Source organism: Corallococcus sp. AB038B, from assembly GCF_003668955.1.
Taxonomy (GTDB): domain Bacteria; phylum Myxococcota; class Myxococcia; order Myxococcales; family Myxococcaceae; genus Corallococcus; species Corallococcus exiguus.
This window is the reverse complement of sequence record NZ_RAWO01000004.1, coordinates 193,865-215,838: the sequence shown is the minus strand read 5'-3', so window position 1 is coordinate 215,838 and position 21,974 is coordinate 193,865. Positions and strand designations below refer to the sequence as shown.

18 protein-coding genes are annotated in these 21,974 nt (G+C 68.2%); 11 read left to right on the top strand and 7 right to left on the bottom strand.

Features of this window, described 5'->3' with window-relative positions:
* Nucleotides 1–203 precede the first annotated feature (203 nt).
* Nucleotides 204–686 (bottom strand): hypothetical protein, encoded by a 483-nt coding sequence (locus D7Y04_RS20125; RefSeq protein WP_120595798.1) that lies wholly within the window; start codon nt 684–686, stop codon nt 204–206.
* Between the two features lie 122 nt (nt 687–808).
* Here D7Y04_RS20125 and D7Y04_RS20120 point away from each other — a divergent pair, with 122 nt between their 5' ends.
* The 5 genes from D7Y04_RS20120 (at nt 809) to D7Y04_RS20100 (ending at nt 10,957) form a co-directional block, all read left to right on the top strand.
* Nucleotides 809–2,422, top strand: coding sequence for an LVIVD repeat-containing protein (locus D7Y04_RS20120; protein ID WP_120595797.1), 1,614 nt, complete (start codon nt 809–811; stop codon nt 2,420–2,422).
* A 63-nt stretch (nt 2,423–2,485) separates the two neighbouring features.
* Nucleotides 2,486–6,634, top strand: coding sequence for an MG2 domain-containing protein (locus D7Y04_RS20115; RefSeq protein ID WP_121760373.1), 4,149 nt, complete (start codon nt 2,486–2,488; stop codon nt 6,632–6,634).
* Nucleotides 6,635–6,676: 42 nt separating this feature from the next.
* Nucleotides 6,677–8,506, top strand: a complete 1,830-nt coding sequence (locus tag D7Y04_RS20110; protein WP_147477153.1) for a hypothetical protein — start codon at nt 6,677–6,679, stop codon at nt 8,504–8,506.
* Between the two features lie 57 nt (nt 8,507–8,563).
* On the top strand, nt 8,564–9,856 hold the full coding sequence (locus D7Y04_RS20105) for a hypothetical protein (RefSeq protein WP_121760371.1): 1,293 nt from the start codon (nt 8,564–8,566) through the stop codon (nt 9,854–9,856).
* Between the two features lie 66 nt (nt 9,857–9,922).
* Nucleotides 9,923–10,957, top strand: a complete 1,035-nt coding sequence (locus D7Y04_RS20100; protein WP_121760370.1) for a hypothetical protein — start codon at nt 9,923–9,925, stop codon at nt 10,955–10,957.
* Here the strand turns inward: D7Y04_RS20100 and D7Y04_RS20095 are convergent, their stop codons facing one another.
* From D7Y04_RS20095 to D7Y04_RS20085, 3 genes are all read right to left on the bottom strand, one after another.
* Nucleotides 10,958–11,467, bottom strand: coding sequence for a GNAT family N-acetyltransferase (locus tag D7Y04_RS20095; protein WP_121760369.1), 510 nt, complete (start codon nt 11,465–11,467; stop codon nt 10,958–10,960).
* On the bottom strand, nt 11,464–12,453 hold the full coding sequence (locus tag D7Y04_RS20090; RefSeq protein WP_121760368.1) for an alpha/beta hydrolase: 990 nt from the start codon (nt 12,451–12,453) through the stop codon (nt 11,464–11,466). The genes D7Y04_RS20095 and D7Y04_RS20090 overlap by 4 nt, the downstream gene beginning before the upstream one ends.
* Nucleotides 12,454–12,555: 102 nt before the next feature.
* Nucleotides 12,556–13,353, bottom strand: a complete 798-nt coding sequence (locus D7Y04_RS20085) for an endonuclease/exonuclease/phosphatase family protein (RefSeq protein ID WP_121760367.1) — start codon at nt 13,351–13,353, stop codon at nt 12,556–12,558.
* A gap of 236 nt (nt 13,354–13,589) precedes the next feature.
* On the opposite strand from D7Y04_RS20085, the gene D7Y04_RS20080 reads away from it, so the two are divergent.
* Together D7Y04_RS20080 and D7Y04_RS20075 are read left to right on the top strand one after the other, a co-directional pair.
* Nucleotides 13,590–14,135, top strand: a complete 546-nt coding sequence (locus D7Y04_RS20080) for a hypothetical protein (protein WP_121760366.1) — start codon at nt 13,590–13,592, stop codon at nt 14,133–14,135.
* A gap of 103 nt (nt 14,136–14,238) precedes the next feature.
* Nucleotides 14,239–14,775, top strand: a complete 537-nt coding sequence (locus D7Y04_RS20075) for a DinB family protein (protein WP_121760365.1) — start codon at nt 14,239–14,241, stop codon at nt 14,773–14,775.
* Between the two features lie 5 nt (nt 14,776–14,780).
* Here the strand turns inward: D7Y04_RS20075 and D7Y04_RS44070 are convergent, their stop codons facing one another.
* A complete protein-coding gene (locus D7Y04_RS44070; RefSeq protein WP_147477152.1) occupies nt 14,781–15,416 on the bottom strand; it encodes a collagen-like protein in 636 nt (211 codons plus the stop codon).
* Nucleotides 15,417–15,606: 190 nt separating this feature from the next.
* On the opposite strand from D7Y04_RS44070, the gene D7Y04_RS20070 reads away from it, so the two are divergent.
* The 3 genes from D7Y04_RS20070 (at nt 15,607) to D7Y04_RS20060 (ending at nt 19,213) form a co-directional block, all read left to right on the top strand.
* On the top strand, nt 15,607–15,936 hold the full coding sequence (locus D7Y04_RS20070; protein WP_120595786.1) for a helix-turn-helix transcriptional regulator: 330 nt from the start codon (nt 15,607–15,609) through the stop codon (nt 15,934–15,936).
* Nucleotides 15,933–18,383, top strand: a complete 2,451-nt coding sequence (locus D7Y04_RS20065) for an excinuclease ABC subunit UvrA (protein ID WP_121760364.1) — start codon at nt 15,933–15,935, stop codon at nt 18,381–18,383. The genes D7Y04_RS20070 and D7Y04_RS20065 overlap by 4 nt, the downstream gene beginning before the upstream one ends.
* A 77-nt stretch (nt 18,384–18,460) precedes the next feature.
* A complete protein-coding gene (locus D7Y04_RS20060; protein ID WP_121760363.1) occupies nt 18,461–19,213 on the top strand; it encodes a bifunctional 2-polyprenyl-6-hydroxyphenol methylase/3-demethylubiquinol 3-O-methyltransferase UbiG in 753 nt (250 codons plus the stop codon).
* On the opposite strand, the gene D7Y04_RS20055 is transcribed toward D7Y04_RS20060, so the two are convergent.
* Nucleotides 19,200–19,778, bottom strand: coding sequence for a hypothetical protein (locus D7Y04_RS20055; RefSeq protein WP_121760362.1), 579 nt, complete (start codon nt 19,776–19,778; stop codon nt 19,200–19,202). The genes D7Y04_RS20060 and D7Y04_RS20055 overlap by 14 nt on opposite strands.
* A gap of 86 nt (nt 19,779–19,864) precedes the next feature.
* On the opposite strand from D7Y04_RS20055, the gene D7Y04_RS20050 reads away from it, so the two are divergent.
* Nucleotides 19,865–20,368 carry a hypothetical protein gene (locus D7Y04_RS20050; protein ID WP_120595782.1) on the top strand — a complete coding sequence of 168 codons (504 nt, stop codon included), beginning with the start codon at nt 19,865–19,867 and terminating at the stop codon, nt 20,366–20,368.
* 295 nt (nt 20,369–20,663) lie between these two features.
* Here the strand turns inward: D7Y04_RS20050 and D7Y04_RS20040 are convergent, their stop codons facing one another.
* Nucleotides 20,664–21,848, bottom strand: a complete 1,185-nt coding sequence (locus tag D7Y04_RS20040; RefSeq protein ID WP_158627560.1) for a serine/threonine-protein kinase — start codon at nt 21,846–21,848, stop codon at nt 20,664–20,666.
* Nucleotides 21,849–21,974 lie beyond the last annotated feature (126 nt).

Sequence of the window (21,974 nt, the reverse complement as noted above, 5' to 3'; positions counted from 1 at the left end):
GAAACCAGGATATCGGGTGCTCGTGGACTTCCAGCCTGAGGCAGCAACCCAGACATTGCAAGAAGATCAAAACATGTTGAAGACACTGGAAAGGCAGCCCCAACCCATCCAGTCTCGTGGCTCAGGGTGACGATGAAACCCTGTCGGTCAACTCTGGACGCAGGATGGCGAGCTCGAAGTCGTCCTGCGTCCGGATTGCGTTCTCAGGGCTCGCTGAAGCCGCCGCGCACCCACGCGTTGGCGATGTCCCGGGTGAACTTGAAGTTCGCCGGCACGCGATGCTTCGCGACGGTCGCGCCAGCGTCGTCGATGGCTGACAGCAGCGCGTGGGGGTCATACTCATCGGCCACCATCTCGAGCCGGACCTCGTACCAGAGGCCCTCCCAGGCGATGGAGAGCTTCTTGGTCATGGCCTGCTCGTGCTGTCGCGCGGAGCGATCCAGGACCTCCGAGGCCGTCTTCACGAAGGTCGCGAACGCCGGCGCATCAAACGGCTTGGGATTCTTCTTGTCGCGGCCCATCACCCACGGGCTGATGAGTACGGGCTCGGGGATTCCCTGCTTGCGGATCTCCACGGCCCAGCCGTCGTCGTCCTCGTTCTTGATGACCTTGGCCGACCAGCCGTTCTTCCGCCAGAACGTGGGCTCCATCACTTCAGGTTCGGCGGGCGTCTGCTCGTTGCTCATGGCATTGCTCATACTCCCCCGGGTGACACCTCGCCAGGACACAATCCTGGAACCGGATGCATCACTGCGGCGGCGCGGGGCTCCTATCCATTCAGAGAACAACGCTGCAAGGGAGCCCATCGATGACCTTTCTTCCCCGTGGTATGGGGGTGCGGCTGCTTGCCTGCTCCCTGGTGCTGACGGCCTGCGCTGAAACCCGGGGGACACCGGACGCCGGCACGCCCCCTGTCGTGGCCTGGGATGGCACCTCCACCCCCATCGAAGAGAAGAGCGATTGGATTGACCGCGGTGTCTTCGCTCCTTGCGAGTTCACCCCGCCACTGGGAACCGAGATCGACTGCGACACCCCGGCCCTCTTCAACCTGTCGCAATGCAACCCGAGCGCGCTCCGCACGGCGTCACGGCACGGCATCTACCAGACCGAGCTGCGACCGGACACCGGCGAGTACCCTTGGGGCGGAGCTGGCCTCCTGCTTCCGGAAGGGGGCGGCACGGGAACCTCGAACTTCGATCGCTTCACCCGGCAGCAGTTCGATGACCAGGGCATGCTCCTCACGAGCGTCTTCACCACGACCCGGGGCGTGGCCATCAAGACCGCGCTGGCGGGCTGTGACGTGCCCCAGCCCCACCACATCACCGGCTGCTATGCGGTCTGCACCAACGGCGTGCTCACGGAGAAGGGGACGTTCGACGCGGACCGCCTGGTCTTGAGCCGCGGTGAGGCCGAGTCCTCCGGGGGCCTGAACCTCGTCTCCGAGTCCGTCGTCGGGATTGGCCATCCGGTGGATGTCTACGTCACGAAGAACCATGCCTACGTGGTGTCCATCCAGCTCAAGCCGGACATGCCCTCGGGAGGCCTGACGGTCTTCGACGTCAGCGACCGCAACCACCCCGTGTTGAAGAAGGTCATCTCCCTGCCGGGCGACGGGTACTGGAACGCCGCGTGGGCCAAGGACGACGTCCTCTACGTCGCCACCAAGGCTTCCGGCGTCATCCTGTATGACATTTCAAACCCGGGGGATCCGACCTACCTCCGCAGCGTGCCCAGCGGCGCGCCCCCGAATGTCCACACCCTGTTCGTGGATGGCAACCGGCTCTACGCCATGGCGCTGCGGCCCGCGCAGACGATCATCTTCGACATCACGTCCCCGCGAGACCCCGTCCTGCTCAACCGCGTCGTCTTCTCATCCGAGGAGTTCGTCACCAGCTATCCGCACGACTCCTTCGCCTACGAGGGCCGCCTCTACATCAACCACACGGACATCGGCTTCCTGGTCACCGACCCGAGCGACCCGATGCAGGTCAAGGAGCTGGGCAAGTACCACTACAACCGGCAGTACAGCCATGCCAGCGCGGTGGGGACCTTCGCGGGCCGCACCATCGCGTTCGAGGGCAGTGAGCAGGAGGGCGCGCACCTTCGCGTGCTGGATGTCACCGACCCTGCGAACATCCAGCTCATCGGCGAGCACCGGCTGCGTCCCACCACCTCCATCCACAACATGATCCTGAAGGGCACGAAGCTGTACGTCGCCTGGTACCAGGAAGGCGTGCGAGTGTTCGACGTGGCCAACCCCACGCTCCCCAAGGAGATTGCCTGGTTCAACGCCTACCGTGAGACCGACCCGAAGCGGCTGGGCGTCGTCTACGAGGGCGTCATGGGGATGCGCGTCCCGGGCGACGGGTTTGTCTACGCGGTGGACACCTCGCGCGGTCTGCTCATCTTCAACGAGCCCTGAGTGCGCCATGACCTCCTGGGGGAGGGCTAGAACTTCTGGCGTGCCTGGCCGTTGAATGCCGCCATGGCCCACTTCGTACCGTTTGCCCTGCGCGCGCTCCTGCCGCTGGGATTCGCAGCCGTCTTCGTGACGTTATCGCCCCAGGTCCTCGCGGCCCGGGCGGCCTCACGCTCCCTGGGTGGCGAAAACCGCTACCTGACCCATGTCACCACCGACAAGCCGCTCTACCGCCCCGGGGAGCAGGTGCTGGTGCGGGGCCTGGTGCTGGACGCCCTGAACCGCAAGCCGTATGCGGGCTCACTCCATGCGCAGGTGGAGGTGCGCGGGCCCAAGGGGGACGTCGTCACCACCAGCACGGCTTCCACGGCGGACTCCGTCTGGGGCTACGCCTGGCCCATCCCCGCTGGTCAGGCCGGCGGCGAGTACACCCTGCGCGTCACCTACCCGTGGACGGGCGCGGCCCCCGCGGAGCGGAAGTTCGACGTGCGCGCCTACCGGGCCCCCCGGCTCAAGTCACAGATTGAGTTCCTCCGGGATGGCTACGGACCGGGCGACACCGTCACCGCCACGCTGGACGTGAAGCGCGCGGAGGGCGGCGTGCCCGCGGGCGCGAAGGTGACGGCCAACGCGCTCGTGGATGGCGCCAGCGTGGCGCAGGTGCCGTGCACGGTGGACGCGAAGGGGCGCTGCACGGTGAGCTTCCCGCTGCCCGCCGCCATGGAGCGCGGCGAGGGCACGCTGGCCTTCACCATCCAGGACGGCGGCGTGGTGGAGACCGCGGCGAAGACGATTCCCATCCTCCTCCAGACGCTGGACCTGGCCATGTACCCGGAAGGCGGCGACCTGGTGGCGGGGCTCGCCTCGCGCGTCTACTTCGAGGCGCGCACGCCCGCGCGCAAGCCGGCGGACCTGATGGGCCGGATCGTGGAGGTGGAGAGCGGCAAGGTCGTCGCCCGCGTGAGCTCCGAGCACGAGGGCCGTGGCCGCTTCGAGCTGACCCCGCAGGCGGGGGTGCGGTACGCGCTGCGCATCGACTCGCCGTCGGGCATCCGCAAGAGCTTCCCGCTGCCGGAGGTGAAGCCGAGGGGCGCCGTCATCCGCGTGCGCGAGGACGTGGTTCCCGCGGGCAAGCTGGTGCAGCTCGTCGTGGGCCTGACCAACGTCGGCCGCGCGACGGTGACGCTGAGCCAGCGCGAGGTGCGCGTCGCCTCCGCGGTGCTGGAGGACGTGAAGGGCGGGCCGGTGACGTTGAACCCCGGCCAGGCGGACGGCGTGCTCGTCGCCACGGTGTGGGACCACGACGGGCGGCCCCTCGCGGAGCGGCTGGTGTTCCGTCAGCCCTCGAAGGAGCTGTCGGTGGAGCTGAAGGCGGACCGCACGCGCTACGTGCCCGGTGGCCCCGTGCAGCTCACGGCCCGGACGACGCGCGGCGGACAGCCGGTCTCCGCGCTGGTGATGCTCACCGTGACGGATGACGCGGTGCTGGAGCTCCAGGAGAAGCGCGACCAGGCGCCGCAGCTCCCGGTCATGGTGCTGCTGGAGCCGGAGGTGAAGGAGCTGGCCGACGCGCAGCTCTACCTCGACTCGAAGAATCCGAAGTCCAAGCTGGCGGTGGACCTGCTGCTGGGGACACAGGGCTGGCGGCGCTTCGCGCTGACCGACACGAAGGCCTTCCTCGCCCGGCACGGTGACGCGGCGATGCGCGTGCTCGCGGTGCGCTGGCCGCAGGAGCCCGTCCGCAAGCCCCGGCCGTCCATCAGCAGGTCCGGACGCGGCGCCGCCGTGGCGGGGATGCCGCGAATGGAAGAGCCCCTGATGGACCGGAACGTCGTGGACGAGGATGACGCCTTCGCCGGACAGGCCGAGGGCGCGGTCCTCAACCAGATGGCCCCCGTCGCCGCGGCGGCTCCGCCTCCCATGCCCCCGGCGGAGGCAGCCCCGGAGGTGGAGGCCCCGGCCCCCGTGCTCCAACTGGCGAAGGAGGAAGAGGCGCCGATGGAGCGGAAGGCCCTTCGCGCGAAGAGGGACATCAACCGCGACGACAAGCGGGTCATCCAGGGGCAGATGATCTACCTCCGCGAGTTCGCGCACACCGCGCGGCCCCACCGCAAGTCGGGAGACCGGGTCGACTTCGCGGAGACGCTCTACTGGAACGCCGGGGTGCGCACGGATGCCCGCACCGGCGAGGCGCGGGTGTCCTTCGCGATGAGCGACTCGGTGACGACGTTCAAGGCGTTCGCGGGAGCGGTGGGCGGTGACGGCGCGCTCGGTTCGGCGGTGGCGGAGCTGGAGTCCGTGCAGCCGTTCTACGCGGAGCCCAAGCTGCCGCTCGAGGTGACGTCGGGAGACGTGGTGCGGCTGCCGGTGGCGCTGGTGAACGGGACGGAGGCGCGGCTTTCGGGCGCGGGGGTGAAGGTGGAGCTGAAGGGAGACGTGAAGGTCTCCGGCGGCTCCACGCTGGACCTGGCCTCGCAGGCGCGCGGCCGGCAGCTCTTCTCCCTGGAGATTGGCCAGGAAGCCAAGCCGGTGGACGTGAAGCTCACGGCGAGCGCGGGCGAGTTCACGGACGTCGTCACCCGCACGCTGTCCATCAAGCCCCGGGGCTTCCCGGGCCGCGTGTCCTACGGCGGGCTGGTGTCCGCGAAGGCACCGGCGGTGCACCAGGTGGTGCTGCCCAAGAGCCTGGTGCCCGGCACCGTGCGGACGTCCATCGCCGTGTACCCGGGCCCGCTGGCCAACATGACGGAGTCGCTGGCCCGCCTCATCCAGGAGCCCTCCGGCTGCTTCGAGCAGACCAGCTCCACGACGTACCCCATGACGATGGCGCAGCAGTACTTCCAGACGCACACCGGCGTGAACCCGGAACTGGTGGCGAGCGCGAAAGAGAAGCTGGAGCGCGGCTACCAGCGGCTGGTGGGCTACGAGACCTCCGAGAAGGGCTACGAGTGGTTCGGGCAGAACCCCGGCCATGAGGCGCTGACCGCGTTCGGCCTGCTGCACTTCACGGACATGCGCCAGGTGCGCGACGTGGACACCGCGATGATGGAGCGCACGCGCGAGTGGCTGCTCCAGCAGCGGGACGGCCAGGGCGGCTTCAATCGCAAGCGCCGCGCGCTGCACGTGTGGGTGGAGGACCCGGACACGTCGAACGCATACATCGTCTGGACGCTGCTGGAGAGCGCGGGCCAGCCGGCCTCGCAGGCGAAGGAGCTGTCGCGCGAGGTGGCCTCGGTGAAGGCCGCCGCCGCGAAGAGCACCAACAGCTACGTGGTGGCCCTGGCGGCCAACGTGCTGGCGCTCGCCGGTGACACCGCGGAGGCCCGGAAGCTGATGGGCCGGCTCGCCTCCTCGCAGGGGAAGGAAGGCGTGGTGGACGGCGCGACGCAGTCCATCGTGGGCAGCTCCGGAGAGACGCTGAACATCGAGACCACCGCGCTGGCGACGCTGGCGTGGATGCGCGACCCCGCCTACGTGGGCAACGTGGAGCGCGCGATGAAGTTCCTCGCGGAGTCCAGCGACGGTGGCCGCTACGGCGCGACGCAGAGCACGGTACTCGCGCTGCGCGCCATCATCGCCTACGACAAGGCGCGCGCGTCCAAGCTCACCCCGGGGCTGGTGCGCGTCTACGTGGACGGCCGTCCGGTGGGCGAACCGGTCCGCTTCGACGGCTCCTCCCAGGAAGCCCTCAAGCTGCCCGACGTGAGCGCGCTGCTGGGCACGGGCGAGCGCCGCGTGGAGCTGCGGATGGAGGGCGGCGCGGAGCTGCCGTACTCGGTGGAGGTCACCTACAACATGCTGACGCCGGACAGCTCCAAGGACACGGCGGTGACGCTGGAGGTGGCGCTGGCGAAGACGGCCCTCACCGAGGGTGAGCCCACGGAGGCGCGCGTGATGGTGGCCAACCGCACGGGCCAGAAGCTGCCCACGGCGGTGGCCATCTTCGGCGTGCCGGGCGGACTGGAAGTGCGCCACGACCAGCTCAAGGAGCTGGTGAAGCGCCAGGTGGTGGATGCGTACGAGGTGATCGGGCGCGACGTCGTCCTGTACTGGCGTGGCATGGAGCCGAACAAGCGCATCGACGTGCCGTTGTCCCTGGTGGCCGCGGTGCCCGGCACCTACACGGGCCCGTCCAGCCGCGCGTACCTGTACTACGCGGACGAGCACAAGGTGTGGAGCGAGGGCGTGAAGGTCTCCATCGCACCGAAGCCGTAGCCGGACCGAATCGACCGGGCCTCCGACCAGGGACCGGTGGGCATGACGTATAGGCAGGTACACCCGTACCTGCTCCCGTCCATGACCCACCGGCCCCAGCCCTCCCGTCCTCCCCAGTGCCGGCGCGCCCTCTTCGTGGCGCTCGCCCTCCTCCTCCCCGTCGCCACCGCTTGTGGTGACGAGGAGCCCATCCCGAAGCCCGGCCCCGTCGAAACCCAGGCCGATGCGGGCGGTCAGGATGCGTCCACCGTGACGACTCCCGACGCCTCGTGTGCCGGCGCCACCTGTGATGCGGGGGTCATCGTCGAATCCCCGGATGCTGGCCCCGCGGATGGCGGTGTAACGGATGCCGGCGCAGCGGATGCCGGCGCTCCGGACGCCGGCCCGGACGTGCTCCTGCCCCTGCCTGTCGACCTGAGCGCCCCGTCCGAGCTGCTCGTGCGCAGCGACGACTTCGCGGTCTTGCGCGTCGGCGTCGAGCGGCACGAGGGCTTCACCGGTCCCGTCACCCTCTCCATTCGCGGCCTGCCCTCCGAGTTCTTCGTGGCCGACCGGAGTGTGTCGGAGGGCACGAGCGCGGCGGCGCTGGTCGTGAGTGTGTCCGGGCGTGTCGGGCCGGGGACCCGCCTTGACGCCACGCTGGTGGCCACCGCGGAGGGCCGGTCCACCTCGCGTCCGTTGCGGATGCTGGTCGCGGGCCCCTCCTTCACGCTGGACCCCACCTTCCCCGTGGTGCCCCTGGGCTGGACGGATGGGTCGCGGTTCCTCGATGTATCGCCGGACGGCAAGCTGCTCACGGCCTATCCCATCGCCAACGCCTCCTGGCCGAGCGCCCAGGGCTTCGTGCTCGAGCGCCACCATGCGGACGGCATCCCGGACCTGACGTTCGGGATGCTCGGGTCGGCGACGCACACGCGTCCGGCGATGTCACGCATGCTCGCGTTCAAGGCCCTGCCCACGGGAGGAAGCCTCGTGGCGGGCACAGCCGCCGACTGCCACGATGGCGACAACGCGACCCCCTGCACCTTCCTCGTCTCGCGCCACCTCGCCACGGGCATGCTCGATACGAGCTTCGGGGACGAGGGCGTCGTTTCGACGCGGTTCAATGCCGCGCCCCGCTCCCTCGTGAAGCTCCTAGCGGACGAGGCGGGCCGGGTGTCGGTGGCCCTGACGTACTACGACCCGACCCAAAGCAGCCCCTACGTCTACGCCGTGCAACGGTGGGAGGCGGATGGCAGGCCCGTCGCGGGATTCGGGACGGAGGGGCGGGCAACGTCCGCGCTCCCGGCCTATGAACAGCGCTTCGACCAGCTCCGCGAGGCCCTCCAGTGGAAGGACGGCACCATCGTCATCGCCGTCACGCTCTTCGACAGTGGCAGCCCGGGCAACCACGGACTGGGGTTCGTCCGCATGGACGGAAAGACCGGGCAGGCCGGGTGGTTGGTGGAAAACAGCCCCAATCTCCATCGGAACGTCGCCACGGACGGGCACGGCCGGTTCGTCTCGCTCCTCAACACGTATGCCCCCGGTTATGACCTCCTCGTGCAGTGGTACAACGAGGCCGGCACGCGCATCTACTTCGGCACGGGAAGCACCACGATGCCGCCGCGCCAGCTCGCCATCGGCTCGGCCAATGAGCTGTTCTTCGATGACGTGGGCACGCCCTACACGGAGGGACAGATTGAGGGGGGTGGAGGGCTGGCGGTGGTGCGCTTCACCCGGCACGGGGCGGTGGACCCGGGGTTTGGCACCAACGGTCTCGTCCGGTTGGACGCCCGGCTGAACTCCGTGTCTGGCTTCATCCGTGAGCCCAATGGCTGTCTGCTCGCGCAGACGGTGCCGGAGCCGGGGCTGGTCCGCATCTGGCCGTGACGCGCCAGCCGCTCTCCACGATAGAACGGGGGCTTCTTCCCGCGCCGCACCCTTGAGATGACCCAGCCCGACACCTCCGTCATGGCCCTGCTGGCCCGCGTCTACGACTCCCGCAACAGCCACTTCGATGCGGAGGGCCGCTACAGCCATCGGGTCCCCTCCACCTTCACGGAGGCGGAGCATCAGCAACTGAGGGACACCGGGCTGGTGCCCAATGTCTTCATCCAGTGGGGACATGACGAGGTCATCACCCAATTGCGCAAGTCCGCCGCGGCGTGCGACCTGCGTCCCGCGGCGGATGCGTTCGCGGCCTCGATGGGGTCCGCCGACCTCGCCTGGTTGACCGTACTGCCCGCCGCTGTCCTCGGACGCGCCATGCCGGTCCACACCGAGGACCCCATGGGCGGCGGCAGCTGCCGTGTCTGCTTCTTCAAGGCGGACGCCATCGACGCCACCCAGGCCGCGTACTTCCGTCACCTGGAGGGCGCGGGCTGGGGTGACGCCCAACCGGCCGACGGCGTCCTCGCACTGAACGCCGCCATTGCCAGTCCACCGTCCGACTGGCCGAAGCCCACGCCGCGAGACGTCTGGGTGTTCCACCAGGTGCTCGACCTGCTGCGTGGCCTTCCCTCCACGGCACGCTACAGCCAGGCGCGCACCGCGCTCCACAAGGCTGGACTCCTGAGTGCCAGCCGTCCCTCGCGCTGCGGGACCGTGCTGGAAGCGCTCGCGTTCATCGGCATCCTGCAGACGCCCGAGCACCCGGGCCTGATGACCCGCTTCACGACCGCCATCGAGCGCGACCAGCGCCCATCGGTCCGCGTGGAGGTGCCAGCGCCGCTGGCGTGGTGGTCGGCGAAGGAGGGCCTCCAGGAGGCGCTGGTGGCCACGCTGTTCGGCCATCTCGAGCGACCGAAGGCGGAGCCCACCCCTCCGCCAGCAGCGCCCACCGCGCGCCGCAAGACGGCCAGCCCGGCTGGCGCCCGGCCCAAGTCCATCCCCGGCCCGCCAACCCCGGGCAGCGTGTACGCCATCCGCTTCCGTGAGGATTTGTGGGGTGCCGCCTATTGCCACGAGGTGCGCACCGACGGCCGAGGCCGGATGGAGTTCCTCGACCTGCTCTCCCCCACTCCGCCCACGGCGGACCAGCTGACAGGCATCGGCTTCCGGGACCGCCTGAATGGCGAGCGCTGGCAGACCTGGTGCGGTGGTCTCGACAAGACTCCTGGGGTCAAACGCATCGCGATGGATGTCCCCGCCCCCGCGCACGGCCAGCCCGTGCCGGAGCGCATCCCCCACGGCGGCGCGCGCGACCTGCAGCACCTGGCCGGGTGGAACTTCAGATTCTGAGCGCGTTTCCCGCGCAACTTCCGCGCGCGGTCCGGGTTCATGGGGGCTTTCCTGGAGGAATTCCCCATGAAGCGAAGCGGAACGACGCAGTTCATCTGGGCGTGCGCGCTGTGGGCCCTGGGCACCGCCGGCTGTGGAAACCCGGAGGACACGCTCGACTCCAGTGATGGCGTGACCTGGGGAACGTCCCAGGCGGCCCTCACCGTGTACGAGCAGGCCGCGCTGGATACGGCCAACAACGCGGCGGGCTGCAAGCCGCTCGGGAACTTCTACTGGGAGATTGGCAACGGGTCCGGGCTGCTCTACGGCCTCACGAAGGGCAGCGGCGTCACGGCCACGACGGTGATGCCCATCGCGTCCGCGAGCAAGTGGCTCTACGCAGGGGCCTACGTGCAGTCCAAGGGGTACGCGAACCTCACCGCGGATGAGAAGAAGCGGCTCAACTTCACCAGCGGCTACATCGACGAGAACACCACCCTTTGTGACGCCGCCGGGACGACCGTCTCCGCGTGCTACGGGCCTTCCTTCAAGGACGTCACCTATCGCCCGCTCCAGAACGGCCGCTTCTTCTACAACGGCGGGCACATGCAGAAGCTGGCCCTGGATGACATCGGTGCGCGCAAGGGCACGGGCCTCCTGAGCGTCATGGATTGGCTCAATCCCCTGCTGGGCACCACCTTCCCGGAGTCCGACAGCGACGTCGCCGTGGCGGGAGGTTTCTCCGGCAGCGCGGCGCAGTACCGCGTCTTCCTGCTGAAGATGATCAACACCCAGTACGCGCTGTCCTCCAAGCTGACCGTGGACTCCGTCCCCGCCTGGTCGGGAGGCCCCAACGTGGCCTACACACCGTGGTCCGCCACGGGCGAGGCGTACTACGGGCTCGGGCACTGGATTGAAGGAGAGACCGTCGGCAGCTCCTGGACCGTGACGGGCCACTCGTCGGCGGGGGCATTCGGCTTCTATCCCTGGGTGAACGCGGCCAGGACCCAGTACATGGTCCTGGCGCGCAGCCGTCAGCTCGGCAGCGAGGAGGGCGAGAAGTCACGCGCCTGTGCCCAGACCGTCCGCAAGGCGTACGAGACGGGCGTGGCACAACCGTGATCAGGGCACCCCGTCCTTGCGCATGAACACCCGCCGGCTCTCGTCGAGCCCCCGTGCAAGATGCTCGGCCCGGATGACCTCCATGGCCGGCGTCAGGGTCTCGACGACCCGGAAGCCCAGCCGCGCGTAGTAGGGCGCGTTCCACGGCACGTCGCGGAAGGTGGAGAGCAACAGGGCGGGCCATGCCGGCTCGAGGGCCGAAATCAGCGCGGCGCCCAACCGCCGTCCGGCATGGGTCGGCAGAACGTCCAGTTGCTCGATGTAACCGCAACCCTCCACGGGTCGCGCCATCAGGAAGGCGACCGGACGCCCATCCTCCCCTTCAGCGACGGTCAGCCCGCCCGTGGCGATGCGGGCCGCGAGCGTGGCCGAGTCGGTGGGTTCATCCTCCACCAGGGCCGCGAGGTCCGTGCCCAGGAAACGGCGCGCGGAGAGACGCTCGATTTCGCGCACACGCGCGATCTCGTCGAGGCGGGCGGGGCGCAGGCGCGCAGGGGGATGCACAATCATGGGACAGGCAGTGTGCCCCCGCTCGCAACACCGCGGGCGAACATCCGTCCCAGCCACGCGTCGCGCGTCGCAATGCAGGCGCGCGCCACGTCGGACTGGGGGGCGATGTCGTAGAAGCCATGGAAGGCTCCGCCCCAGACGTGCAGTTCGCACTCGCCGCCCGCATCGAGGATGCCACGCGCATAGGCGACGGCTTCATCCCGGAACGTCTCCCCTGCCGCGACGTCGATGAAGGTCGGCGGCAGCCCCCGCAGGTCCGTGGCGCGCGCGGGCGCGGAATAGGGAGACACGTCCGGGCCCCCGCAGCGCTCGCCCAGCACCGCGCGCCATGCCGTCAGATTGCTGGTGCGGTCCCAGACTCCGACGCCGTCATACCGACGGGCGGATTCCGTCTCGTTGCGGTCATCCAGCATCGGGCATTGCAGCAGTTGACCCAACAGCTTCGGGCCGTGCCGATCCCGGGCCAGGAGCGTGGTTCCGGCCGCGAGCCCGCCACCGCCGCTCCCGCCGAAGATGACCAACTGCTTCGGATCAAACCGCAGCCGGTCGGCGTTCGCCGCCATCCAGAGCAGCCCGGCGTAACAGTCCTCCACCAGGGTCGGCGCCGGATGCTCGGGCGCCAGCCGGTACTCGACCGTCACGCAGACCGCGTCATGACGGAGCGCCCAGTCCACGAGCGGCTTCGCTCCCGCGAAGCGGGTCCCCATCACCATCCCGCCGCCATGGATGAAATAGACGGCAGGCCCCGGAACCGAGTGGCCCTGCCGGGCAATGACGGAGACCGTGATCTCTGCGCCTTGATAACCGGGGATGCTGTAATCGACGCAGTGGACCTTCGCGTCGCCAAGCAGGTCCTCCCGGGTCACGCGGCTCAAGCCACGGAAATGCTCCAGCTGCGCCAGCGTCATCTGCCGGGGCACATACCCCTCCAGCGCGGGCAGGAGGGCGGCCAGCTGTGGGTCGAACTCAATGGGGTGAGCGCTCATCCTCGGAGAGGATCAAGCCTCGACGCTCGCGTCAAACGATCTCTGCGTCGGAACGCTGGGCGGAGAGGCTGAGGTTGCTCGTCTTGTTCACGAGGAGCCGCCTCACGCGTCGCTGAAGCTCGCGGTCAGGGCGTGGTGATCGGAGGCCGTGCCCACGTCCACCACATGAGCAGCGAGCAGCCGCTGGGCCAGCGCGGGCGAAGCGAAGACGTAGTCCGTGCGGAAGTCGAGGGCCTCCCCATCACGTTGGCGCCGGGCGGTGGCCCACTGGGAAGAGCCCGGCTTGAGGCGGAGTGTGTCCAGCCAGCCGAAGCCCTCCAGGTCGTCGCTGACGTCGAAGCGTGGCGGATGTCCGTACTTGTCCACCCGCGCACGGCGGACGCGGTCGGCCAGGTCCACCGGATAGGGGTCCGCGCGGGATAGGGAGTTGAGGTCCCCAGCCAGGATGAAATCCCGATCACCGAAGACCGCGGGCTCGATGAGGGAGCGCAGATAGCGCGCCTCCACGAAGCGCAGGGACTCATGGTGGGAGTCGAAGTGGGCGGCGAAGAGGGTCAGCGGCTCCGTGCCCGTCTCCAGTTCGCACTCGAGGAGGCAGTGGCCGATGAAGTGGGCATTGGCGTGGGCGCGAACCGAGCGCAGGGGCAAGCGGCTCACGACGGCCACGTGGTAGCGGCTGCCACTGGGACGGGGACGCGCGATGCCCAGTCTCACGTGGGCGTCGGTGGCGGGGAGGTTGAGCGCGGCGGCGACCTGCCTGAGCCGCTCACCGTCCTCCCACCCCATGCACTCCTGCAGCACGAGCACGTCCGGGCGCTCACGGGCGATGAGGGCCAGGAGCAGCGGCATCCGCTCCTCGCCTCCCATCAGGATGTTGAGCGTCATCACCTTCAGCGGCATGCCGGACAGACTATCGCTACGGGCATCATGCGAATACGGCTCCGTCTGGGATACTCCGGAAGGAGGTAGAACCGGACCACCCCGCCGCGACCCCAGACAGCGACACACAGCAGCGCGTCACAAGGCATCACGGCATGGTGGCAGCTTCAGTTCCAACACGGATATGTGCCGCTCGTCACCCGAATCGCCTTCGAGCGGGAGTTCAGAGTCCCCGTTCCTCCTGGAGGTACACGCCGATGACCGCCGCACGTTGGAAGGACACGGGCGCGGTTGGACTCAGCGCGCTGCTGTTGGGCCTGCTCGTCGCGCCGTGGGTCTATGTCGTCGGATTCAATGCACTCTTCGCGTTTCCGACACCCTTCGCGTTGATGGTGGCCCCCCTGTTGCTCGTAGCGACGCTGGACCTCGGACTCGAAGCGTTCGCACGTCTTCATGGGTTCACGTGGCTCCGGCGACTGGGAGCGACGCTGTCGGTGGGAGGCTTGCTCACGATCCTCTGGGCATTATCAGGCTTCACGCTGATGACTGGCTCCGAGCGGCTGGGATTGCTGGCGACCGTCTGGCTCGGGACGTCACTGACCTGTGTCGTCATCTCATTGGCGAGGGGTGTTGCCGGCCCTGCGGCGCTCCTCCGTTCGCGCCTGGATTCACCACTGAGACGGCGAGCCGCGCTGGCCGTGGCGTTACTGCTGTTCGGTGGCCTTTTCGCGCTCTGCCTTCACTACTTGTTGACGCCCGCGAGCTTCATCGGGGGTCCGCCTTCGCCAGTTCCCATCGGATGAAGGACTCCGCGGGCCACCTCCCCTTCCGCCCGCTTCTCCATGACCCGTCGGTGGGGTCCAGCTGGGTCTTGAGGCACGTGCTCCGCCATGGAAGGCTCGATGGATGGAAACCCAGGAGAACAGCAGCCTTCGAAGCGTGTTGCTGACCCAGTTGGACACAGCCTGGGCGCTCACCCAATACCATCTCAACGGACTCACCACGCAGGAGTGCCTGCTCCGGCCCGCACGAAAGGGCCTGCACGTGGAGCAAGGCACGGACGGCGTCTGGCGCGCGGAGTGGCCGGAGTCAGAGGGCTATGACATCGGGCCCGCGTCCATCGCCTGGCTGACCTGGCACATGGGGTTCTGGTGGTCGATGGTGCATGACCACTCGTTTGGTACCGGCGCACTGAAGCGCGAGGACGTGCACTGGCCTGGAACCGCCGAAGGCGTGCAGGCATGGATCACACGCCTGCACGCCCAGTGGCGAAGCGCCGTCATGGGACTGGACGACTCCGAACTGCACGCGTCGAAGCGCACCCGGTGGCCCCTGGAGGGCCGGCCCTTCGCGGACATCGTCGCGTGGGTGAACCTGGAGCTGATGAAGAACGCGGCGGAGCTGGGCTACGCGCGCTTCGTCCTGGCCGTGGCGGACAGGTAGTTGAATCAGACGTCGCCGCTGGCGGTTCCCACGATGCGGATATCGCTCGACCCCGGATTGCTGCACGTTGCATCAATGCTGACCCGCCAACTGGGAACATCCGAATGGACGATGAGCGTCCCTCTCCATGCGGAGCAGGCGGTCGTAGCGCTGCCGGAATGAATGATGACTCTCGAATCCGGCAGCGTCACGACTTGCCCAGCCAGCGGAAGCGGGCGGCCGATGATGACATGGACGGAGCGGCCGACCATCTCCGGGCAGCTTCCCGTCGTCTTGGGCGGAGCAATGTAGAAGGTGAAACTGTTCTGATCGCAGGTCGAAGGCGCCACGCAATAGTTTTCCTTGTCCCTTTTCTCATCGAAGGCATAGGTCTGACCCGAGATGGCGGGGCTCGTGAACGACCAGTCACAAGTGGCCTTCGCGGGCCGACAGCAAGCCGTGGCGCCACCGGGACAATCCGACGTGAAGCAGCCCACCGGGTTGCTTTCCGAGCCTCCAGCACAAGCGCCAAGGCTGAACGCATCCCTGCCGGAGCGGCTGCACGAGAAAAGGTGCGCGCCGTCGCAGAAGGTCCTGCCGGGCTCGCAGACAACCGGGCCCACGAGGCTGTCGGAAGCGGTGACAAGGGACTCCGGAGACATCTGGGGTCCCAGGGACCCTTCATCCCCCAGACAGGCAGTGACGAGAGACAGGAAGACACACAATGAAACGACGACAAGGGAGCGCGTTGGCATGGCCGGACAAATAGGCCTCCGCACCCTCTCCGGTGAATCCCTCCGGAGGGGTATCCCCGCGCTTGACTATCCATAAGCCTCAACTTATGCGTCGCGCATGCAGCGCGTGGCCGTGGCCGAGAACAAGATCTTCCAGGCGCTGGCGGACCCGAACCGCCGGGCGATTCTCGTGTCACTCACGCGTGGCGAAGCGGCGGTGAAGGACCTCACGGCGCGATTCGACATCTCGCAGCCCGCGGTCTCCCAGCACCTCGCTGCCTTGAAGGGCGCTGGCCTGGTGAAGGGCCGGCGTGAAGGGCGTTGCACCTACTACCGGGTGGATCCACGCGGAATGAAGCCGCTCATCGACTGGATCGCGCACTACCGCGCGTTCTGGTCGGAGCACGTCGACCGCCTCGAACAACTGCTGGAGAAAATGGACCCATGACCTCCTCCGACAAGACCGCCGCTCAGCGCCGCTCGAACCCCGCGGACAGCCATGACCTCATCCGCGTCCAGGGTGCTCGCGAGAACAACCTGAAGGACGTCAGCGTGGAGTTGCCCAAGCGGCGGCTCACCGTCTTCACCGGCGTCTCCGGCTCCGGCAAGTCGTCGCTCGTGTTCGGCACCATCGCCGCGGAGTCGCAGCGGTTGATCAACGAGACCTACAGCGCGTTCGTCCAGGGCTTCATGCCCACGCTGGGCCGCCCCGAGGTCGACGTCCTGGAAGGACTGACCACCGCCATCATCGTCGACCAGGAGCGCATGGGCGCGAACTCCCGCTCGACCGTCGGCACCGCGACGGACGCCAACGCCATGCTGCGCGTGCTGTTCAGCCGCCTGGGCAAGCCGTACATCGGTTCGTCCAACGCCTTCTCCTTCAACGTCCCGTCGGTCCGCGCCACCGGCGAGATGACCGTCGAGAAGGGCGAGGGCAGCAAGACCGAGAAGAAGGTCTTCAACGTCACCGGCGGCATGTGTCCGAAGTGCGAGGGCATGGGGCAGGTCAGCGACATCGACCTGACCCAGCTGTATGACGACAGCAAGTCGCTCAACGAGGGCGCCCTCACCATCCCCGGCTACAACGTGGACGGCTGGCTCGTGCGCATCTTCGGGGCCTCGGGCTTCATCGACCCGGACAAGCCGATCCGCAAGTACACCAAGCAGGAGCTTCACGACTTCCTCTACAAGGAACAGACCAAGGTGAAGGTCGACAAGATGAACCTCACCTACGAGGGGCTCATCCTGCGGATCCAGAAGTCGTTCCTGTCCAAGGACGTGGACGCCATGCAGCCGCACATCCGTGCGTTCGTGGAGCGCGCGGTCACGTTCACCTCCTGCCCCGAATGCAAGGGCACCCGGCTCAGCGCGCCCGCCCGGTCCTCCAAGATCAAGGGCATCAACATCGCCGACGCCTGCGCGATGCAGATCAGCGACCTGGCCGAGTGGGTGCGCGGCCTGGACTCGCCATCCGTCGCCCCGCTGCTGGCGTCGCTGCGGCACACGCTCGAATCGTTCGTGGAGATCGGCCTGGGTTACCTCAGCCTCGACCGGCCCGCCGGCACGCTGTCGGGCGGTGAGGCGCAGCGCACCAAGATGATCCGCCACCTCGGGTCCTCGCTCACGGACGTGACCTACGTCTTCGACGAGCCGACGGTCGGACTGCATCCGCACGACATCCAGCGGATGAACGAGCTGCTGCTGCGGCTGCGCGACAAGGGCAACACCGTGCTCGTGGTCGAGCACAAGCCGGAGATGATCGCGATCGCAGACCACGTCGTCGACCTGGGCCCCGGAGCCGGCACCGCTGGCGGCGAGGTGGTCTTCGAAGGCACCGTCGAGGCGCTGCGCGCGAGCGACACGCTCACCGGGCGCCACCTGAGCGACCGGGTCGCCCTGAAGTCGTCCGTGCGCAAGCCGTCCGGCGTACTGAAGGTGCGCGGCGCCGGTACGCACAACCTGAAGAAGGTCGACGTCGACATCCCGCTCGGCGTGCTGGTGGTGGTGACCGGCGTGGCCGGGTCCGGCAAGAGCTCGCTGATCCACGGCTCGGTGGGCAACCGGGACGGGGTTGTGTCCATCGACCAGGCTCCGATTCGCGGCTCGCGGCGGAGCAACCCTGCGACGTACACCGACCTGCTGGAGCCGATCCGCAAGGCGTTCGCGAAGGCCAACGGCGTGAAGCCCGCCCTGTTCAGCGCCAACTCCGAAGGCGCCTGCCCGACCTGCAATGGCGCCGGTGTCATCTACACCGACCTGGCGATGATGGCCGGCGTCAGCACGGTCTGCGAGGACTGCGAAGGCCGGCGGTTCCAGGCGTCGGTGCTGGAGTACAAGCTCGGCGGGCTCAACATCGCCCAGGTGCTCGACCTGCCCGTGAAGGACGCAGTCGCCTTCTTCGGCTCGGGCAAGGCGCAGACGCCGGCCGCGTCCGCCATCCTTCAGCGCATGGCCGATGTGGGCCTCAGCTACCTCCGGCTTGGCCAGCCGCTCACCACGCTGTCGGGTGGCGAGCGGCAGCGGCTCAAGCTCGCGACGCACATGGGGGACGAAGGCGGCGTCTACGTGCTCGATGAGCCGACCACCGGTCTGCATCTGGCCGACCTCGAGCAGCTGCTCGGGCTGTTGGACCGGTTGGTCGACGCCGGGAAGTCCGTCATCGTGATCGAGCACAACCAGGCGGTGATGGCGCACGCGGACTGGATCATCGACCTGGGGCCGGGCGCGGGCCATGACGGCGGACGCATCGTGTTCGAAGGCACCCCGGCCGACCTGGTGGCGGCGAAGTCGACGCTGACCGGCAAGCACCTGGCGGAATTCGTCAGTGGCACTGCGAAGGCTGCCTCTGGGAAGGCGTCCGAGCCGACCCGGGCTCGTTCCCAGAAGAAGTCCTAGCAAGACGGGTCTCCGAGCCCCCCGCGCGACGGAATGGTAGCCTCTCTCCGGCAGTCGTCCTGACACCGGGGAGAATCATGGCAATCACGATGTCACCGCAGGAGTACGCCACGGCGTTCCGCATTCTCGCGGCGTCCGCAAGGCATCCCACGAACCTCCACCAGATCGTCACGGAGAGACTACTCCCAGGTCTCTCCAAGCACCCCACCCTGCTGGACGTCGGAGCGGGGGCGGGCAAGGTCGCGGAACGGCTCGCGCCGCATTTCGACTCGCTTACCCTGCTCGAACCCCACCCCGAGCAGAGCTCCGGCTTCCATCATGAGAAGGCGACGGTCATCCCTGTCCCCCTGGAGCGGTACGCTTCCAATGACAGATATGACCTCGTCGTCTGCTCGCACGTCCTGTATCACGTGCCTGTGTCTGAATGGGGCGGCTTCATTGACAGACTGCTCGGCTTCGTGCGGCCCGGCGGCAGTTGTCTGATTGTGATGGCCGCCGCCCGCGGGCCGACCCATGCGATGTGCCGTGAGTTCTCCGACACCCTGCATTTCAGCGAGGAGGTCGTCGCCGAAGTGCAGCGGAAGCACTTGCCCCACGAGACGATCCCGACGATGAGCGGGTTCGCCGCGCAGACCTTCGAGGAGATGTACACACTCTGCCGCTTCCTCGTGCTGGAGGGGTGTTACACGGCCGCGCAACTGGCAGTCCTGAACCCGGACGAGGCGGGAAGGCTCGATGCGCGAATCCGTGCGCATGCCGAGCGTTGCCAGCAGCCTGACGGAACGTACCGGCTGGAACAGGATGAGGATGTGATCCTCATCTCCCGGTAGCCGTCACGCCCACCTTGGAGGCGACGTCTTCCAGGACGTCGCGGGGAAGTTTCAGGGCCTGGCTGAACTCCGCCTTCAGGGCATCAGTCACCGGAGGCTCGCGCGCGTCGAGCGCCGCGAGCACCCGCTCCGCCCACGCAAGGAACGCAAGCCCCTGCCGCGCCAGGGATTGGGCGAAGGGAAGAAACGCCACTTCGACCCGGGGCGTGAGGGGTTTCTCCGAGGCGCTCCGGTCCTCCATGCTCAAGACGTCCCCCTGGCGCCAGAGCCGCATGTGGGACTCTTCCCAGGGGTGGGCGCCCGTCTCCGCCGCGCCATCGAGCAGCGCCTTCAGCGCGAAGAACCAGCTCCAGGTCATCCAGAACTCGTCCACCGAGCCGTCATCGCTGAAGGGGTGGCCGCCCACGTCGATGAAGAATCCGCCCTGGAAGCTGCAACAGGTCACGGACGGGCGACGGAGGTACATGTCCACCGCTTCGGCCTCCAGCCCCCCCAGGTCCTGAAGCGGCACCCAGTCCGGACCGATGAGAACGCGGAACTCCGCCTGAAAGGGTGAGGGAGCCATGGGGAAGAGCGTAACGCATCCCCGTGCATGGACAGTGTCTGGAGGGGAACCGGGGTGATGGCGGGTCTGCCGCGTATCCTGGCGCGATGAACGCCTTTGCCCTGCTCGCCCTGATGGTCCCAGCCGCGTCTACTGACCACGACGGCTCGCCGCAACCCTGGTTCACGGTGGGCCCGCTGCTGAGCGTGAGCCGCCGCCAGGAGGACACCACCTGGGGCGTGGGCCTGGAGTCCACGATCAACGTGGTGATGCACAACAACAGCATGCGCTCCTTCAGGTCGGGCGCCTTGGGCGTCTTCGGGCAGGGTCAGTGGATGGACGGCAATCACGCGCGGCTGTGTGGCGGAGTCCAGGGCACCTTCCTGCTCTTCGGACTGGAGACCGGCGTGGCCCACGAAACGGGGACTGCGGCCCACCGGCCCACGACGTCGCTCCACGTGGGGCCCTTCCTCGGCTTCGGCTACGGCTCCGTGGGCCTCCGCTTCAACGTCCCCTTCCAGGAGGGGCGCGACCTGTCGGGGCGACTCCCGTATGGCCGGGAGATTGGCCTCACGCTGACCCTCAAGAAGCCCTTCTCCCCCATGCTCTGATCGTGCCCCCATGAAGACCGAACCGACCGAAGAGCTCCTCCTCCTCTTCGATGAACAGGGCCAGCGGGTGGGCGACGTGGCGCCGGTGAAGTGTGGCCTGTGCGGCGCACCCGCGCACGGACGGACGCTCGCCTCGGGCATGTTGGAGGGCGGTGTCGGCTGGGATTGTCCCTGTGGGGCCCGGGGCATCCGTGTCGAATTGATGGACCTGGACGAGGTGTATCCGGACGTCCTGGTGGAATGGCGGCTCAAGCCCGCCGAGCCAGGCCTCTCCCCGCCCGAGCCCGTGGGGGAGTCAGGCATGCTGTTCGCGAGCTACGTGGACGTGCCCGGCCTGCGCACCCAGCTGTTCGATGAAGCGCGACGACAGGGCGCCCAGGTCACCGCCACTCAGCTGCGGGTGCGGATCACCCGACCCGGGCAGACCTTCCCGGAGTGGACCTGGGATGTGCTCTGGGCACGGCGGGACTGAGGACCACCACGGTCGCAGGTGCTCCAGCACGGCGCAGAGCACGTCCGCCTGCGCGAATCGCTCCGAGGGGTCCTCCGCGAGACAGCACGCGATGACGGCGGCGAAGCCCGGATTGATTCCAGGGAGCCACTCCGTCAGCAGCGCCGCCGGGCCGCGCCGCGACGGAGGCAACCGGCCCGTGCACAGCTCGAACAACAGCAACCCCAGCGCGTGGAGGTCACTCCGCGGGGTCGCGGACTCGCCCATGCGGATCTCCGGCGCCATGTAACGCGGCGTCCCCACCACCTCCCGCACCACTCGCGGCGCCGTGACTCCGCGCCCCACGAACGTCGCGAGCCCGAAATCGATCAGCTTCACCGTGCCGTCAGGTTTCAGGATGGCGTTGCCGGGCTTGAGGTCGCGGTGCAGCACCCCACCCTGGTGCGCGGCGCGCAGCCCTGACGCGAGCCCCTCCGCGATGTCGAGCACCCGCTGCCATGGCAGTGGCGTCCGCAGCTCCGCCAGGCTCTTTCCGTCCACGTATTCGTAGACGAGGTACGGCCGCCCGTCGAATTCACCCGCGCCATACATGGTCACCACGTTCGGGTGCTGGATCCGTGCGATGGCGCGCGCCTCGGTGGCGAAGCTCGCGAGCATTCCCGCATCCGGCTGGAGCGCGACACACACCTTCAGCGCCACCCGTCGCTCCCCCGTCGCATCCCGCGCCAGGTAGACGGCCCCCATGCCGCCCCGCCCCAACAACCGCTCCAACCGGAACCCGTCCAGGACCTCCGGCGGCGTCCAGGTGGCGCCTGTCTCGCAAGGTCGACGCGAACAGCGCCCTCCTCCCTCCAGCGGCTGGGCCTCCGGCGGCAGGGCATCTCCATGCGCGAGCGTCACCAGCAGCGCCCGGCACGCGGTGCAGCGAGCCGCATGCTGATGCGCCAGGACGTTCGCCGTCACCGGCAGCCGGCCCTCGAACAGGGCAACCACGTCCTCATCGCACAGGCAATTGGACGGCAATCTCATCCCCCCCTCGAAACAGCCAGCAGCAGCCTCGCATGTAACGTTCATGTTCCGGAACCATTGCGATGTTTCGTGGTTCCAGAGGGCCATGAGCATACGACTAGCCTTAAAACGAGAACTCAAGGCATA